Genomic DNA, 15,042 nt, shown 5'->3' on the forward strand with positions numbered 1-15,042 from the left:
TCACCCCATGGCCTGGAGGGGGCTGCCGCCGGCCAGCGCCCTCAGATCCGGCGCATCCGGGGGAAGGGCGAACACCTGGAGATCCACGGGCCGCCCCAGCGAGACGAGCTCGGCCTCCAGGTCCTGGCGCAGGGCCGGGACCTGCCCGGGGTCCTGCAGCCACAACCGGACCCTCAATCCGGCGCTGCGCTGTTCCAGCCCCAGCCGCACCTCGCCAAGGGTGGAGAAGGGGACGCTCAGGAACACGCGGTGGACCGCGTCGGTCCCGGATCCGGCGGGATCTCCCTCCCCTTCGATCCAGAGCCGCATGGGCTCTGCGCCTGGCGCCCAGGGCAGGGGGATCTCGAACCAGCCGGTGCCTTCCTTGGCCTGCAGCTGGTGGAAGGCCGACTCGGCGGGGGAAACGGCCGGGTCGGCGAGGGCCTTCATGGCTTCCTTCAGCCAGGACGACCAGGCTTCCGGCTGTTCCGCCACGGCCAGGCCCGCCTGCAGCAGCTGACCCAGCAGCTGACCGAGCGGCGTCTGGGCGGCGCTGGACTGGAGCCGGGCCAGCAGGGGGCCGGCCTCGCCGAAGACCAGGGGGGCGAGCAGGGCCGGGCTGGGCGGTGGCGTGGCCCGGACCACCTGGAGGCGTAGGCCGGCACCCTCCGGCAGCGGCACCCCGCGCAGGGCGAGGGTGCTGCCGGGCGGGAAGGGCAGGCTGCCCTGGGCCTGGAGTTGCCTGCCGTCCGCCAGGCGCAGAAGGAGGCCCTCCGGCAGGACGGCCTCGAGGGTGGCCTCGATGGTCTGTCCCGTGAGGGCGCTGAAGAGGGCCGGGGCGGAGGGGGCCGCGGAGGCCGGGATCCGCAGGGATCCCAGGATCGCGGGAGTCAGCACGTGGGCATGCTCCTAAATGTGGAAGTGGCGCCGCAGGTGGCCGGGGATGTCGCCCAGAGGGGCGACCACGTCCACGCAACCGCGCTCCACGGCGGCCCGAGGCATGCCGTAGACCACGCAGCTCTCCTCGGATTCGGCCAGGGTGTGGGCCCCCTTCCGCTTCAGCTGTTCCATGCCCTTGGCGCCATCCGCGCCCATGCCCGTGAGAATGCCCGCGAGCACCTGGCCCCGGAACAGTTCCGCCACGCTGAGGAAGAGGACGTCCACGCTGGGACGGTGGAGGGAGGACACGGGTTCGGCGCTCAGCTCGATGCAGCCCTTCGGGCCGCGGGCGCCGTAGGTCATGTGGATGCCGCCGGGCGCGATGTAGACTGTGCCCGCCTTGAGGGGCTCGCCCTGCTCGGCCTCCTTCACGTGCACCTGGCAGAGGCCGTTCAGCCGGTCAGCGAAGGGCTTGGTGAAGGTGCTGGGCATGTGCTGGACGATGAGGCAGGCCACCGGCAGGCTGGCGGGAATGGTCGGCAGGATGTCCTGCAGGGCCTTGGGGCCGCCAGTGGAGCTGCCGATCAGCAACAGCTCCGCCTGGGGAGAGCCGAGGCCCATCCCCAAGGGGGGCGCCGCCTTGGGCGGAGCGGCCGGTTTGGGGGGCGCGCCCGCCGCCGGAGGCGGTGGCGTCGAGGGGGTGGGGGCGGGCGTGGCAGAGGCCGGCGCCGTCTTGTGGAAGCGCGGGCTGGTGGCCAGGCGCCGCACCTTCTCCTGCAGGTCGTGCTGGATCTGCAGGATGCTCATGCTGGCGAAGCCGCTCTCCTTGGGGATGAAGTCGAGGGCACCGAGCGAAAGCGCATCCAGGGTGGCCTGGGCGCCCTCCTGGGTGAGGCTGGACACCATGAGCACCGGCATGGGGTGCTCCGCCATGATCTTCTTCAGGCAGGTGAGGCCGTCCATCCGCGGCATCTCGATGTCGAGAGTGACGATGTCGGGCTTGTGCTCCGCGATCTTTTCAAGGGCGTCGATGCCGTCGCGGGCCGTGGCGATCACGCGCAGGTCGGGTGCCTCCTCCAGCATCTTCTGCAGGGACTTCCTCATGAAGGGGCTGTCGTCCACCACCAGGATCCGGATCGTCATGGGTTCGCCTCAAGCCTGGAATGCCACTTCGACGAAGGCCAGGGCGTGATCCACTTCGTCGTCGATGGAGAAGGTCATCCGTTCCACGTCCAGATCCTTGTGCAGGGCGCCGGCCAGGACCGCCTTGAAGGCCGGCAGGTCGTCGAGCGAGATCATCAGCCGCTCGTCGGCCGGGCCCATGGGGATGCGGGTGCGCACCAGCAGGTCGGCCAGGTGGATGAGGTTCGGCAGGAAATCCTCGGACTTGGGATCGTGGTGATCGCGGATCACGTCGACGATGCTCTCGGGGAAGGACCAGTCGGCGGCGAGCAGGGCTCCGGCCTCGGCGTGGTCCATGCCCAGCAGGGCGCGTTCCGCGTCCACGAAGTAGGCACCCTCGGCCACGGCCTTGAGCACTTCGGCGTAGTCTTCCGGGAAGCAGGTATCCAGGGCGACCTTCCCGATGTCGTGGAGCAGGCCGCAGAGGAAGGCGGTTTCCGCCTGCCCATGCCGCTTGGCCAGGATGCAGACGCCCTTGGCGGTGAGGCCCACGGCCACGCTGTGCTGCCAGAGCTTCAGTGCGTCGAGATGGGTGCCGCCCTTCAATGTCTTGATGACCGCGGCGCCGGTGCCCAGGTTGGCCACGGCATCGAAGCCCAGGCGCAGCACGGCCGTCCGGAGATCCATGACGGAATCCGAGCCGGCATACAGGGCGGAATTCGCCAGACGCAGCAGGGTGGCCGACAGGGAGGGGTCCTTCGAGAGGATGCCGAGGATGCGGTCCACGGTGCAGCGCTCGTCCTGCACGGCCTCACCCAGAGCCACCACCGTCAGGGGGAGGCTCGGAAGGGTCCTGGCCTTCAGGCGCGAGGTGAACTGCTCCCGGGAAATCATGTTAGAACTCCGCGATCATGGACTTGTCCTGCTCGATGGCCGTCCGGACGCCTTCCTTGATGCCGGTCAGGGCCTCGGGGCCCAGCTGCAGGATCTCCATGGCCTGCAGGGAGGCACCTTCGAGGTGGCGGGGGTCACCGATGCCCACCTTCTCCTCCAGGGCCAGGTGGTTGGCCAGGGCCACGATGGCGGTCAGCTCCTGGTAGTCCTCGGGGGCATGGATGGGGTCGTGGTGGAAGCGCACCGCCGCCTGCAGGCTGGGGGCCAGGTTCCACTTGTTCACCAGGGCCTCGCCCACCATGGCGTGGTCGAAGCCGAAGGTATCCAGCTCGAGGTCCAGACAGACGCCCTGCTCGTTGTAGACGGTGCGCAGCAGAGTCCCGTAGCGCTCGGGGAACTTCACGCCCATGACGGACTTGCCGATGTCGTGCAGCAGGCCGCCGATGAAGGCCTCTTCCATGCGCGGGAAGCGGAGGCTCTTCGCGAAGGCGCGGCTGGCGATGGCGGAGACCAGCGCGTGCTCCCAGATCAGCCGCTCCTGGAGGCCGACGGCGCCCCGGTGGTAGAGGTTCTTGGCGGAACTGGCGATGACCACGCTCTTGATGGTCGAGAATCCCAGGGTCATGATCGCCTGGGTGAGGGTCGTGACTTCCCGCACCATGCCGAACATGGCGGAGTTGGAGATCTTCAGGATCTGGCTGGTGAGGGCCTGGTCCATGGAGATGACCTTGCGGAGGTCCTCGGCATTGGCATCGGGATCGGCGGATACGCGCAGCACCTGGGAGGCCACCTGCGGCAGCGGCGGCAGGTCTCCGAGGTTGGCGATGAGTTCTTGGGGGGTGATGGGCATGATCCGCTCCTGGCCTTTCAGGTCCGCTTCCGGTAACCCATGGCCTTGCTGAAGTGCAGCAGCTCAAAACCGGTGTTGAAAGCATGGATGCTTTCGCTGTGTCCCACCAGCAGGTAGGCCTTGGGGTGGAGCTGGCCGTGGAAACCCTTGAGCACCTGGGATTTGACGGATTCGTCGAAGTAGATGAGGACGTTCCGGCAGAAGATCACGTCGAAAGCGCCCAACTGCCGGTAGGCCGGATAGTCCACCAGGTTGAAGTTCCTCAGGCTGGTGAGCCGCTGAAGCTCGGGCTTCACCTGGAAGAGGTCCTTCCCCAGCGGGATGAAGTGGCGCTGGAGCTGGTCCGGCGTCAGGTTGCGCAGGGTGTAGCTGTTGTAGACGCCGTCCTGGGCCTGGGCCAGCACCTTCTCGCTGATGTCCGTCCCCAGGATCTCCACCGTGAAGCCCCGCAGGACCGTGTCTTTCAGGTCCTGGCAGATCATGGCCAGGGTGTAGGGCTCCTCGCCGCTGGAGCAGGCCGCTGACCAGATGCGCAGGCGGCTCTGCCCCCGCTCGCGGGCCTGCTTGGCCGCGTCCGGGAGCACGATGTTCTGGAAGGCCTCGATCTGGGGCGGGTTGCGCCAGAAGCTGGTCTCGTTGGTGGTGATCTCCACGAAGAGCCGCTTCAGCTCCGCGGCCCCCTGGCTGCCCTGCAGCAGGGAGAGGTAGTCGCCGTAGGTGCGCAGCTTCAGCTCTCCGATCCGCTTGCTCAGCCGGTTCTCCAGGAAGTACTGCTTGGACTCGCTGAAGAAGATGCCCGACTTGGCATAGATGAAGTCCCGGAGGCTCCGGAACTCGGCAAGGGTCATCTGCTGTTTGGCCTGGAGTGGATCCATCGGGTCGTCCTGCCCGCGGGATCGGCCTCGGATCCAAAGGCTTGAGTTTGGGTCGGTATCAGGCGCCTCCACCGGGCTTTGCCCGGTGGAGGCGCGGGGGCTCCCGGGGGGACATCGCTCGCGAAGCGAGCAGGCCTCCGCCTAGCGCCTCGCTCCCGCGAGGCTCCTGCTTCCGCTATGCGGAGCGCAGAGGCGGAGCCTCCCCCCCGGACAGCATCAGCGCTCCAGGATGACCACCGCCAGGGCCAGGTCCCCATCGTGGCTGACGCTGCCATGCAGGACCCGGATGTCCCTGGAAGTCAGTAGATCGGCCAGGCCCCCCACGGCCCAGAGGCGGCCGTTGACGTAGCGCAGCTCCTTCCAGGACCAGCCGTCCAGGCCCTGGCCCAGGGCCTTGCCGAAGGCCTCCCTCAGGGCCCAGCGCCCCGCCAGGCGCTCCGGCAGGCGTTCCCGGTTGCCCCCCAGCAGGTAGGCGGCCTCCTCCGGATGGAGGATGCGCCCGGCGCACTTCTCTGCCCCGAAGCGCTCCACCAGGTGGCGCCAGCGGCTGGGGGGACAGAGATCCGTTCCCAGGCCGACGATCACGCAAGCTCCCGGGCGAACCAGTGGTCGCAGCCCCCGTGGCCGGTGCGACCCAGGGGCGAGCAGAGGGGCTTGAAGCCGAGCTTGCCGTAGAGGCGGATGGCCTGGTCCATGCCGGAGAGGGTTTCCAAGTAGCAGGTCCGGTACCCCAGGTCCTGCGCCACCACCAGGCAGTGCCGCAGCAGGGTCTCACCCATGCCCTGTCCCCGGGTTTCCGGCAGGAAGTACATCTTCCGCAGCTCGCAGGTCCCGGGCTCGCCGCCTTCCAAGGCCGCGATGCCCGCGCCGCCCACCACTTGATCTCCCCCATCCACCACCACGAAGTAGGCCGCCCCCGGTACCGAATAGGCAGCGCTCATGTGATCCACTTCCGGGTCGTGGATGGCGAAGCCCGGGCCATCGGCGCCGAACTCCGGCATGACCTGGCGGATGATGGCCGCCACGGCGGGATCATCCTCGGGGCGGATCGGTCGGAACGTCAGCATGGCTCCTAAGGTAACTCAAAGGCCTCCCCCCGGGGCCCGGTCCAGGCCAAGCTGGATGGGGGGTATGCCATGTCGGGAGCCGCGTTCCAGGACCGCCTTCGCGCCGGTGCGCAGTTGCTGGGCACCCTCGTCCAGATTCCCCATCCCGCCGTGGCCGTCCACCTCGCCCGGCAGGGCTTCGACTGGCTCTTCCTGGACGGGGAGCACGGCGGCTACGGCCCCGCCGAGGTGGCCGCCACCCTTCGCGCCCTCGGCGGTTCGGTGCCCTGCCTGGTGCGGGTTCCCTCCTTGGATGGGGAGATCCTCGAGGCCGTGGCCACCTGCGGCGCAGAGGGTCTCATCCTGCCCCACGTGGATACGGCCGCCCAGGCCGAGGCGGTGGTCCGGCAGGTCCGGGGCCGGGGCCTGGTGGTGGTCCAAGCCGAATCCCGGGAGGCCGTGGCCCACATCGGGGCCATCGCCGGGGTGCCCGGCGTGGACGCCGTGTTCGTGGGTCCCTACGACTTGACCGACAGCCTGGGCCTCCCCGGACAGTTCGAGCACCCGGCCTTCACCGCCGCGGTGGAGGCCGTGGCGGAAGCCTGCCGGAGCGCCCACGTGCCCCTCGGCATCTTCCGCATGACGGCTCCCGAAGCCCTGACCCACGTGCCCCAGGGCTTCACCCTGCTGGCCACGGGCCTGGACACCACGCTGCTGGAGGCCGGGGCGCGGGGGATGCTCGCGGAGTTGCGGGGCTGAAAGAGTCTGGGGTCTGGAGGCTGGAGTCTGGAGGTACTGCTTTTCTGATGCGGCCCTTCGGGCCGCGCCAGTGATGGCCTTGGGGCCGTTCAGATGGGAGCGGCCGTTGGATTCACCGAGCCCTGCTCGTACCTCCGGTCTCCAGACTCCAGACTGATCCCCTCACTCCGGCCAGTGATGCTTCGGATAGCGCCGCGACAGCCCCGGGCGCAGCTCCTGGTAGACCCGCTGCCAGAAGCCGGCGAGGTCCGTGGTGACCTGCACGGCGCGCATGTTGGGGGCCAGCAGGTGCAGGACCAGCGGCACGGCGCCGCCAGCCACGGCCGGGGACTTCTTCAGACCCCAGAAGTCCTGGAGCCGTGAGGCGATCCAGGGGGGATCGTCTTCGTAGTGGACCTTGGTGGGGCGCCCCTTGGGCAGCTGGATGGCCTCCGGGGCCCAGGCGTCCAGCAGGCGCAGCGTGTCCGCCGGAAAGGCCTGGCGCAGGGCCGCGGACCAGTCCACGTCCTGGACCTCCCGCAGGGTGGACCGGCCCCGGCAGGCGCCGGCCAGGAGTGGCAGCCGCAGGTCCTCGGGCAGCTCCAGTTCCGGGCGATGCCGACGCAGGAAGGCCAGCCGGGCCAGCATGCGGGCAGGCACCTCGTCCAGCGGTCGATCCGCCAGGGCCTGCGCAAGCAGGTCCGCCACGCGTGGATCCGCCGGATCCGCGGGGCCACGGCTGACGTCGATGCTCAACCCGTCATAGCGGATCTCGGTCCTGCGCTCGACGCGACCGGCCGAGGCGTGGAACACCACGTCGTCGATGTCCTCCAGGCGCTCGGGGAAGGCCTCCAGCAGCCAGTCGGCCTCGCAGCGCGACGCCTGGCGGATGAGGGTCTGGCCGCCGGTACCCTGCTTCACGGCCTCGGCCTCCAGGGCCAGAATGAGGCCGGGCCGCCGCACGCGGCTGGCGGGGTCCAGCTTGGCGCCACCACCACCGGCGAAGGCGCAGGTGCCGTTGGCGGAGAGCTGTCCCACGCGGTCCGGATAGGCCAGGAGCAGGGCCTTCAGCAGGCGCGATTCCGCATCTGCGGGTTCGACCGGCGAGGGCAGGAGCCTGGTCAGGGATTGCACCGCCCGCCGCGCCCTCTGGACCGCCGCCACGTCCAGCCCTGCGGCCCGGCAGGCCCCGGCCCCGAAGCCGGCGGCTTCCGCCTCCTCGAACTGATCCAGGCGCAACAGCAGATCGGAGTCCGCGCCATGGCCGGTCTTCACGGGGGCCCGATCTAGTCCCTGCCGGGCCGAGAGGCTGCCGGTCTCCAGCAGGGCCGCGGCGCGCAGCGCCAGCTGGGGGATGCCCAGGTCCTCACCTGCCACGGCCAGCCGCGCCAAGCGCGAATGCAGGGGCAGGTCCGCCATGCGGCGGCCCACGGGGCTGAGGGCGCCATCCTCGAGGGCGCCGAGGCGGGTGAGGAGAATTTCCGCCGCGCCGATCGAGGTCGCGGGAGGCGCCTCGAACCAGTCCAGAGCCTCCGGATGGCCGATGCCCATGCCATGCAGGGCCAGCAGGGGCTCGGCAAGGTCCGAGCGCTGCAGCTCCGGGATGTCGAAGGCGGGCCGGGCCCCGAAGTCGGCCTCGGTGTACAGGCGCAGGCAGCGGCCCGGCCCCGTGCGGCCCGCGCGGCCCGTGCGCTGCACACAGCGGGCCTGACTGATGCGCACCGTGCGCAGGCCCGACAGACCCGACCAGGGCGAGTGCGAGGCCTCGCGTCCCAGGCCCGAATCAACCACGGCGCCGATGCCATCGAGGGTGACGGAGCTTTCCGCGACGTTGGTGCTGAGGATGATCTTGGGCGTGTCAGTGACTTCGAGGGCGTGGGCCTGGGCCTCCGGCGACAGCTCTCCATGCAGGGGCCGCAGGCTCAGGCCCCTGCGCCCCGCCACGGCCTCGCAGCCCTTCAGGCAGGCCCGGATCTCGGCGGCGCCCGGCAGGAACACCAGCGTGTGGGCCCGCAGGCCCTCCCCATAGAGGCGGTCGAGGGCCTCCGCCACCTGTTGCTCGACGGGCCGGTCATCGGGTCGCGGCAGGAAGGCCGTGTCCACGGGGAAGACCCGGCCCTCGCTCTTCATGACCGGCGCATCGAGGTAGGCGGCCACGGGGCCGGCGTCCAGCGTCGCGGACATCACCAGCAGCTTCAGATCGGGCCGCGTCTCCTGCTGGAGCCGGCGCAGCAGGGTGATGGCGAGGTCCGTGTGCAGGTGCCGCTCGTGGAACTCGTCCAGCACCACGGCACTGATGCCGCGCAGGCCAGGATCGCCGTGCAGGCGCCGCAGCAGCAGGCCCTCGGTGACGAAGCGCAGGCGCGTGGCCTTGGACACCTTCTGCTCGAAGCGCACGGCATAGCCCGCCCGCTGGCCCAGCAGCTCGCCCAACTCGTCCGCCACCCGCGTGGCGGCCAGGCGCGCAGCCAGGCGGCGGGGCTCCAGGATCCAGCACTCGCCCTCCCCCAGCAGGCCAGATTCCAGCAGGGCCGGGGGTACGCGGGTGGTCTTGCCCGCGCCGGGATCGGCCTGCAGCACCAGGTTCGGTCGCCGGCGCAGACTCTCCACGAGCCGCGGCAGCAGGGGATCGATGGGCAGGCTCAGGCGCATGACTGGCCCAGGGCAGCGAGGAAGGCGGCGGGATCGTCAACGGACACGGCCAGGCGCCGGGTCGGCCGACCCGGACCCAGCAGCCCCGTCACCTGGATGGGTTCCGAGAGCCTCAGCTCAAGAACGGCATTCCCCTTGGCCACCAGCTTCGCCACGCCCTTCATGTGGGCATGCCGGGCCCAGTCGTCTTCGAACTCGGGCAGGGGCGAGGCGGAAAGGACGCGGCTGACGGGGACGATGGCGGACTTCAGGAGGCCCAGATGCAGTTCGAGCCTGCCCTCGCGGAACTGATGCGGCCGGGCCTTGAGCGTGGCATAGAGCCCGACCAGCCAGAGCACCGCGTAGATCGTGGAGCCATGCAGCGTCCACCGCAGCCAGGGCGCCAGCCCCGTCGAGATCGCTCTCATCAGCAGGAAGTCACCGGGGATCATCAGCGGAACGGCCGGGAGAATGGCGCGCAGGGCGGCTTCGCGGTGGTGGGTGAAGCCCGCGGGCGCGGCCTCGCGGAAGCCCCCGAAGAGGAACCGGACCGCGCTGCCCAGCATCACCAGCTCCAGGGCCATGAGGCGGGCCGCGCGGGGCGGGACGAAGGCCTCGAAGGCAGTGGCGATGCGGTCCTCGGGCCAGATTCCGGGAAGCGCCCTGGCGGTCCGCCATGCCCTCATGGCCAGGATCAGGAGCAGCAGTTCAAGGATCAGCGCCGTGCCCACCCGCAGCTGGAGGGCCCGGTGCGAGGCTTGGGTGAGGACCAGCCCCAATCCCTCGGTCAGGATCAGCGCCGGAAGCAGGATCCGTGTGCCCGGGATCCGTCCAAGCCGCCAGTCGTGGACCAGCGTGACCAGTCGCATGGCCAGCAGCGTCAGCAGGGAAGTTGTGATCCAGGTCAGAGCCGGGTGCCTGGGTGCCCACAGACGCAAGACCAGAGCCACTCCGCCGAGGGCAAGGAAGAGTCCCCAGAGCAGGGACGAGGGGCGGACGCGCGAGGCCATATCTCCAGCCTAAGGCCTCCAGGCCCTTTCCTGCGGATCGCCCGGCGATCCGCCTCCCGCTGCCGCTGAGCGGCAGCGCTTCCGGGCCGCCTCGCGTAGAATGGGAGATTCGACGGGAGTGGTCATGGCAGGCATGGAAACGGCGGGCGTGGGCGGCAAGGTGGGCGGTGTCATGGACAGCCTGCGGGATGCCTACGGCGATACCCTGGTGGAGCTGGGGAACGAGGGCGCCAACATCATCGTGTTCGACGCGGATCTGGCCGGCTCCACCCGCACCAGCAAGTTCGCCAAGGCCTTCCCCGAGCGCTTCTTCAACATGGGCGCCGCCGAGCAGGGCATGGTGGCTGCCGCCGCCGGGGCCGCCACCACGGGCGTGGTGCCCTTCCTCAGCACCTTCGCCATGTTCGCCACGGGCCGCGCCTATGAGTTCGTGCGCCAGGCCGTGGGCGTGGGCCACCAGAACGTGAAGATCGTAGCCACCCACGCGGGCCTCACCGTGGGCGAGGACGGGGGCACCCACCAGTGCCTCGAGGACTTGGCCCTCATGCGGATGATCCCGGGCATGACCATTATCTCCCCCGCCGATGCCATCGAGACGAAGCAGGCCATCCGCTTCGCCTACGCCCACCAGGGCCCCGTCTATGTCCGCCTCACCCGCGACAAGTTCCCCCGCATCCACGGTTCGGACTACCGCTTCGAGGCCGGCAAGGCCGTGGTGATGCGGCCTGGCAAGGATGTCCTGCTGGTGGGCTGTGGCCTGGGCACCTCCATCTGCCTGGAGGCCGCGGAGCTGCTGGCTGTCGACGGCATCGAGGCTACCGTGCTGCACACGCCCACCATCAAGCCCTTCGACCGCGAGACGCTCATCGCGCTGGCGAAGACCCACCGGGCCGTCGTCACCTGCGAAGAGCACCAGGCCCACGGCGGCCTGGGCGGCATCGTGGCGGAGATCCTCTCGGAAGCCCACCCCATGCCCGTGCACCGCGTGGGCGTGCAGGACCAGTTCGGCCAGAGCGGCAAGCCCGAGAAGCTGCTGGCCGCCTACGGGGTCACGCCCCAGGCCGTGGCCGCCGCCGCGAAGAGCGCGCTCTGATGGCCACCGAGACGTTCAAGGCCAGCCGCTGGACCGGAGGCAACCACCTGTTCACGACGGTCATCGAAGTCACGGATGCCGCCGTCGTCCGCCGCAAGCGATCCTGGTTCACCGTGAACGAGATCAGCATCCACCTGTCCAAGGTCGCCAGCGTGCGCATCGACACGGGCCTCTTCTGGGCCGACATCCTGGTGGAAAGCACCGGTGGCAGCGATCCCCTCACCAGCCACGGCCACCGCAAGGCCGATGCCCGTCGCATCAAGGAACTCATCGAGGCGGCCCAGAGCCGGGGCATGAGGTAGCAGCCGTGAGGCCTGGGCGGACCCAGCTGGCGCCGGGCACGGAAGTCGGCCGCTTCCAGGTGCGCTCCCTCCTGGGCCAGGGCGGCATGGGGGCCGTCTACCTGGCCTGGGATCCGGTGCTGGAGCGCAAGGTCGCCCTCAAGGCCATCCGCCTGGGCCAGGCTGGAGAGGTGGCCAGTACCGCCAGGTTCCGCCGGGAGGCCATGGCCCTGGCCCAGCTCAATCACCGGAACGTCTGCCAGGTCCATGACTGGGTGGAGGCCGGCGGCAGCGCCTACATCGCCATGGAGTTCATCGAGGGTGAGACCCTCTCCGCCCGGGCCCCCACGATGGACCTCCGGCAGAAGCTCGAGGCCCTGCGGTCCATCGCCCATGCCCTGGAAGCCGCCCACGCGAAGGGGATCGTCCACCGGGACCTGAAACCGAGCAACGTGATGCTGGATGCCGGCGGCGAGGTCAAGGTGCTGGACTTCGGCCTGGCCCGCCTCGTGGACGCCACGCCCGACCCGGGCGAGACCTCCACGGACAACGTCCCGAACCTCTCCGGCATCGCCGCCCAGGTCGAGGGGGGTTTCACGCAGGCGGAGACCGCCGCGTTCCGCGCGGAGGAGAAGACCAGCCTGGGGTCTGCGCCGGGCTCCTCATCACAGCCGTCGAGCTGGGGGGAGATGACCGAGGTCGGCACCTTCATGGGCAGCCCCACCTACGCCTCGCCCGAGCAGATGCGGGGCAAGCGGGTGGGCCCTCCCAGCGATGTCTTCTCGCTGGGCGTGGTGGCCTGGGAACTGCTCCTGGGTGACCAGCCCTTCCCGGGCGAGGGGCAGGCGAGGATGGCCGCGACCATCGAAGGAGAGCTCAAGCCGCTGCGGGGCCACAAGCTCCCCCGGCGCCTGGCAGGCCTCCTGCGGGCCATGCTGCATAAGAAGGCGGACCAGCGCCCCACCAGCCAACAGGTGGCGGAGGTCCTGTCGCGTCAGCTGGCCAGCACCCCCGCCGCCTGGTGGGCCGTGGCCGCCCTCACAGGCGTCATCCTGGTGGCCGGTCCCGGCTACTACCTCTTCGGGCGGAGCATCATCGCCGACCTGGGCCGGGAACAGCCGCCCCGGATGGCGGTCATGCCCATCCGGAACCTGACGGGGGATCCAAGCCTCGATGCCCTGGTGGGCGTGGGCATGACCGAGCTGCTCTCCATGGCCCTGAACGGGTCCCAGCGCATGGCCGTGGTGGAACCCGAAGCGGTGAGCCGGGCCATCAGCGGCCTGCGGATGAACCCTTCTGAGGCACTGGAACCCACTGGCCAGGCCCGAATCGCCTCGGCCCTGGGTGCCCGCCTCCTCCTGCGGGGGACGCTGAGCCAGGATGCCTCGGGCCCGGCCCACGTGCTCAGCTACGAGCTGGTGGACCAGAGCGGGCGGACCCGGTTCACCGGCGTCGCGAGAGCCTCCCGCCAGGCGAACTTCGCCCCCTACGCCCTGGTGGATCCCGCCGCCCACGACCTGCTCCGCAAGGTGGATCCACTCCGCTCGAGCGCCACCCAGAACCTGCCGATCCCGCCCGGGGTCTTCGCCACCTATGCCAACGGGAAGGCCCTCTTCCTCAAGGGCGACTTCAAGGGCAGCGAGCCCTTCCTGCGGGATGCGGCCATGCAGGCGCCGGCCTTCTCCAGCGCCGTCTCGGGCTATGCCGCCTGCCTCCGCCGCCTGGGCCGCGAGCAGGCTCCGGCGGTGGCGAACTGGGCCCTGATGTCGGCCCGGGCCACCGGCGACCGCTGGGCGGAAGGACGCGCCCTGGGCCTGAAGGCCTACCTGGCCAAGGACCTGGGCCAGCTGGACGAGGCCCAACGGCTGCGGGAGGCCGCCTTGGTGCTGGCCCAGTCCATCGGGGACCGGGACGGCGAGACCATTTCCTTCAACCACCTCGGGCTCATCGCCGCCGAGCGGGGCCGGAACGAGGATGCCAACCGGTTCTACGAGCGCTCCCTGGCCCTCAGTCAGCAGACGGGCGACCAGGTCTACCTGTCCCTGGCGCAGAACAATCTGGCCAACCTCGCCCTGAAGCGGGGCGATCTGGGTGCGGCCGAAGCCCTGTACCGGACCAACCTGAAGCTGCAACAGGGCCTGGGCAACCGCTCGGGCGAGGCCCTGGCCCTGAACAACCTCGGCGTGGTCGCCCTCATGACGCGGGACCTGCCGGGCGCCGAGGGCCTGCTGACCCGGGCCCTGACCCTCCGCGCCGCCCTGGGCGACAAGGGCGGCCAGGTCTCCTGCCTCCGCAACCTGGGGATCCTCGCCACCATGAAGGGCCAGATCCCGGAGGCCGCCGACTTCCACCTGCGGGCCATGGACCTGGCCAAGGCCGCTGGTCTCCGGACCGTGGAGGCCGAATGCCAGTTCTACGCCGCGGACCTGGACCGGCTCCGGCAGCGGTTCAAGGAGGCCCGGGAGGGCTTCCACAGGGTCCTCGCGCTGCTTCCCGAGGGCGTGACCCCCGAGGTGCGCGTCAACGCCCAGGCGGCGCTGGCCGAGTGTCTCGTCCGGATGCCACGGCCCGATGCGAAGGAGGCGGCCAAGATCCTGGCCAGCCTGCCTCCCGGGGAAAGCGACACGCCCTACGTGTACCGGTCCCGGGCCTGGTTCGCCTTCAAGGCGGGACAGAGGGAGACGGCCCTGTCGGAGCTGGGCAAAGGCATGGCCGATCCCCGTCGGCAGGCCCCCGAGCTCCGGGCCGAGCTCGATCAGACCCGGGCCCACTTCCTCGGGAACTCCGGCCGGTAGGAATCCTAGGCGAAGTGCGGCGCCCGCTTCTCCAGGAAGGCGGCCAGTCCCTCCTTGGCATCCGGGTGCCGCATGGCGGCCTTCATCTGGGCGCCCTCGGCCTCAAGGCGGGCGCGCAGACCCTCGGCATCCAGCCCCTGGTTGCGCAGCAGCGTGGCCTTGATGCGGGCGAAGGTCCCGGCGGGGCCGGCGGCGAGGCGGCGGCCCAGGGCTTCCACCGCGGCCTCCAGCTGATCCGCCGGAACGATCTGGTTCACGAGGCCCAGGGCCTGGGCCCGCGCGGCGTCGATCGTGTCGCCGGTCATCATCAGCTCCGCGGCCAGGGCCGGGTTCACCAGACGCGACAGGCCCACGCTGCCGCCCCAGTCCGGGTGGAGGCCGAGTTTCACGAAGGCCATGCTGAACAGGGCCTCGGGCGTGGCGATGCGCAGATCGGCGCTCAGCGCCAGGCTCATGCCCGCGCCCGCGGCAGGGCCCTGCACCACCGCCACCACAGGCTTGGGCAGGGTGGCCAGGCCATGGGCCACGGAGACGCCCAGGTCGAGCAGCGCCTCCAGCTCGTTCCAGCGGCCCTCGGCCAGCGCCTTCGCCAGCCACCCGATGTCGCCGCCCGCGCAGAAGGCCCGGCCCTCGCCCCGCAGGAACAGGGCTTTCACGCCCGGCTCTGCCGACCTCGCCAGGGCCTCCTCGAAGCCCTCCGTCATCTCCGGCACCAGCGCATTCAGCTTGTCCGGCCGGTTCAGCGTTAGCGTGGCGACTCGGTCGCGCACGTCGAAAAGGATGGGCGTGGGCATGAAGGCTCCGGGAGCCCTAAGGGGCCCATCCATAGTGCCCAAAGTCGCCTGCCCC

The 15,042-nt window shown here is 70.3% G+C and carries 14 protein-coding genes; 4 read left to right on the forward strand and 10 right to left on the reverse strand.

Features of this window, described 5'->3' with window-relative positions; genetic code table 11:
* From QOZ81_RS04490 to QOZ81_RS04520, 7 genes are all read right to left on the reverse strand, one after another.
* The gene (locus tag QOZ81_RS04490; RefSeq protein WP_291200960.1) at positions 1 to 876 is read right to left on the reverse strand and encodes a hypothetical protein; all 876 of its coding nucleotides are present in this window, start codon (positions 874 to 876) and stop codon (positions 1 to 3) included.
* A gap of 12 nt (positions 877 to 888) precedes the next feature.
* A complete protein-coding gene (locus QOZ81_RS04495; protein WP_291200957.1) occupies positions 889 to 2,001 on the reverse strand; it encodes a protein-glutamate methylesterase/protein-glutamine glutaminase in 1,113 nt (370 codons plus the stop codon).
* 9 nt (positions 2,002 to 2,010) lie between these two features.
* Positions 2,011 to 2,874 carry an HDOD domain-containing protein gene (locus QOZ81_RS04500; RefSeq protein ID WP_291200954.1) on the reverse strand — a complete coding sequence of 288 codons (864 nt, stop codon included), beginning with the start codon at positions 2,872 to 2,874 and terminating at the stop codon, positions 2,011 to 2,013.
* Between the two features lies 1 nt (position 2,875).
* Positions 2,876 to 3,724: an HDOD domain-containing protein gene (locus QOZ81_RS04505; protein ID WP_291200951.1), complete on the reverse strand. Its 849-nt coding sequence runs from the start codon at positions 3,722 to 3,724 to the stop codon at positions 2,876 to 2,878.
* 17 nt (positions 3,725 to 3,741) lie between these two features.
* Positions 3,742 to 4,599 (reverse strand): CheR family methyltransferase, encoded by an 858-nt coding sequence (locus QOZ81_RS04510; RefSeq protein WP_291200948.1) that lies wholly within the window; start codon positions 4,597 to 4,599, stop codon positions 3,742 to 3,744.
* A 216-nt stretch (positions 4,600 to 4,815) separates the two neighbouring features.
* Positions 4,816 to 5,184, reverse strand: coding sequence for a holo-ACP synthase (locus QOZ81_RS04515; protein ID WP_291200945.1), 369 nt, complete (start codon positions 5,182 to 5,184; stop codon positions 4,816 to 4,818).
* A complete protein-coding gene (locus QOZ81_RS04520; protein WP_291200942.1) occupies positions 5,181 to 5,666 on the reverse strand; it encodes a GNAT family N-acetyltransferase in 486 nt (161 codons plus the stop codon). Before QOZ81_RS04520 ends, QOZ81_RS04515 begins: the two co-directional genes overlap by 4 nt.
* Before the next feature lie 69 nt (positions 5,667 to 5,735).
* Between QOZ81_RS04520 and QOZ81_RS04525 the strand changes: the two genes are divergently transcribed.
* Positions 5,736 to 6,404: an HpcH/HpaI aldolase family protein gene (locus QOZ81_RS04525; RefSeq protein ID WP_291200939.1), complete on the forward strand. Its 669-nt coding sequence runs from the start codon at positions 5,736 to 5,738 to the stop codon at positions 6,402 to 6,404.
* Between the two features lie 162 nt (positions 6,405 to 6,566).
* Here the strand turns inward: QOZ81_RS04525 and hrpB are convergent, their stop codons facing one another.
* A complete protein-coding gene (gene hrpB / locus QOZ81_RS04530) occupies positions 6,567 to 9,035 on the reverse strand; it encodes an ATP-dependent helicase HrpB (RefSeq protein ID WP_291200936.1) in 2,469 nt (822 codons plus the stop codon).
* On the reverse strand, positions 9,026 to 10,024 hold the full coding sequence (locus QOZ81_RS04535) for a hypothetical protein (protein WP_291200933.1): 999 nt from the start codon (positions 10,022 to 10,024) through the stop codon (positions 9,026 to 9,028). The genes hrpB and QOZ81_RS04535 overlap by 10 nt, the downstream gene beginning before the upstream one ends.
* Before the next feature lie 124 nt (positions 10,025 to 10,148).
* Here QOZ81_RS04535 and QOZ81_RS04540 point away from each other — a divergent pair, with 124 nt between their 5' ends.
* The 3 genes from QOZ81_RS04540 to QOZ81_RS04550 are packed head-to-tail and all read left to right on the forward strand — an operon-like array spanning position 10,149 to position 14,193.
* On the forward strand, positions 10,149 to 11,117 hold the full coding sequence (locus tag QOZ81_RS04540) for a transketolase family protein (protein ID WP_291200930.1): 969 nt from the start codon (positions 10,149 to 10,151) through the stop codon (positions 11,115 to 11,117).
* Positions 11,117 to 11,419, forward strand: coding sequence for a PH domain-containing protein (locus QOZ81_RS04545; RefSeq protein WP_291200927.1), 303 nt, complete (start codon positions 11,117 to 11,119; stop codon positions 11,417 to 11,419). The genes QOZ81_RS04540 and QOZ81_RS04545 overlap by 1 nt, the downstream gene beginning before the upstream one ends.
* A gap of 5 nt (positions 11,420 to 11,424) precedes the next feature.
* Entirely contained in the window at positions 11,425 to 14,193 is a 2,769-nt protein-coding gene (locus tag QOZ81_RS04550) for a serine/threonine-protein kinase (RefSeq protein WP_291200924.1), read from the forward strand.
* A 5-nt stretch (positions 14,194 to 14,198) separates the two neighbouring features.
* On the opposite strand, the gene QOZ81_RS04555 is transcribed toward QOZ81_RS04550, so the two are convergent.
* Positions 14,199 to 14,987, reverse strand: coding sequence for an enoyl-CoA hydratase/isomerase family protein (locus QOZ81_RS04555; protein WP_291200921.1), 789 nt, complete (start codon positions 14,985 to 14,987; stop codon positions 14,199 to 14,201).
* Between the last annotated feature and the right edge of the window lie 55 nt (positions 14,988 to 15,042).

Source organism: Geothrix sp., from assembly GCF_030219325.1.
Classification (GTDB): Bacteria; Acidobacteriota; Holophagae; order Holophagales; family Holophagaceae; genus Geothrix.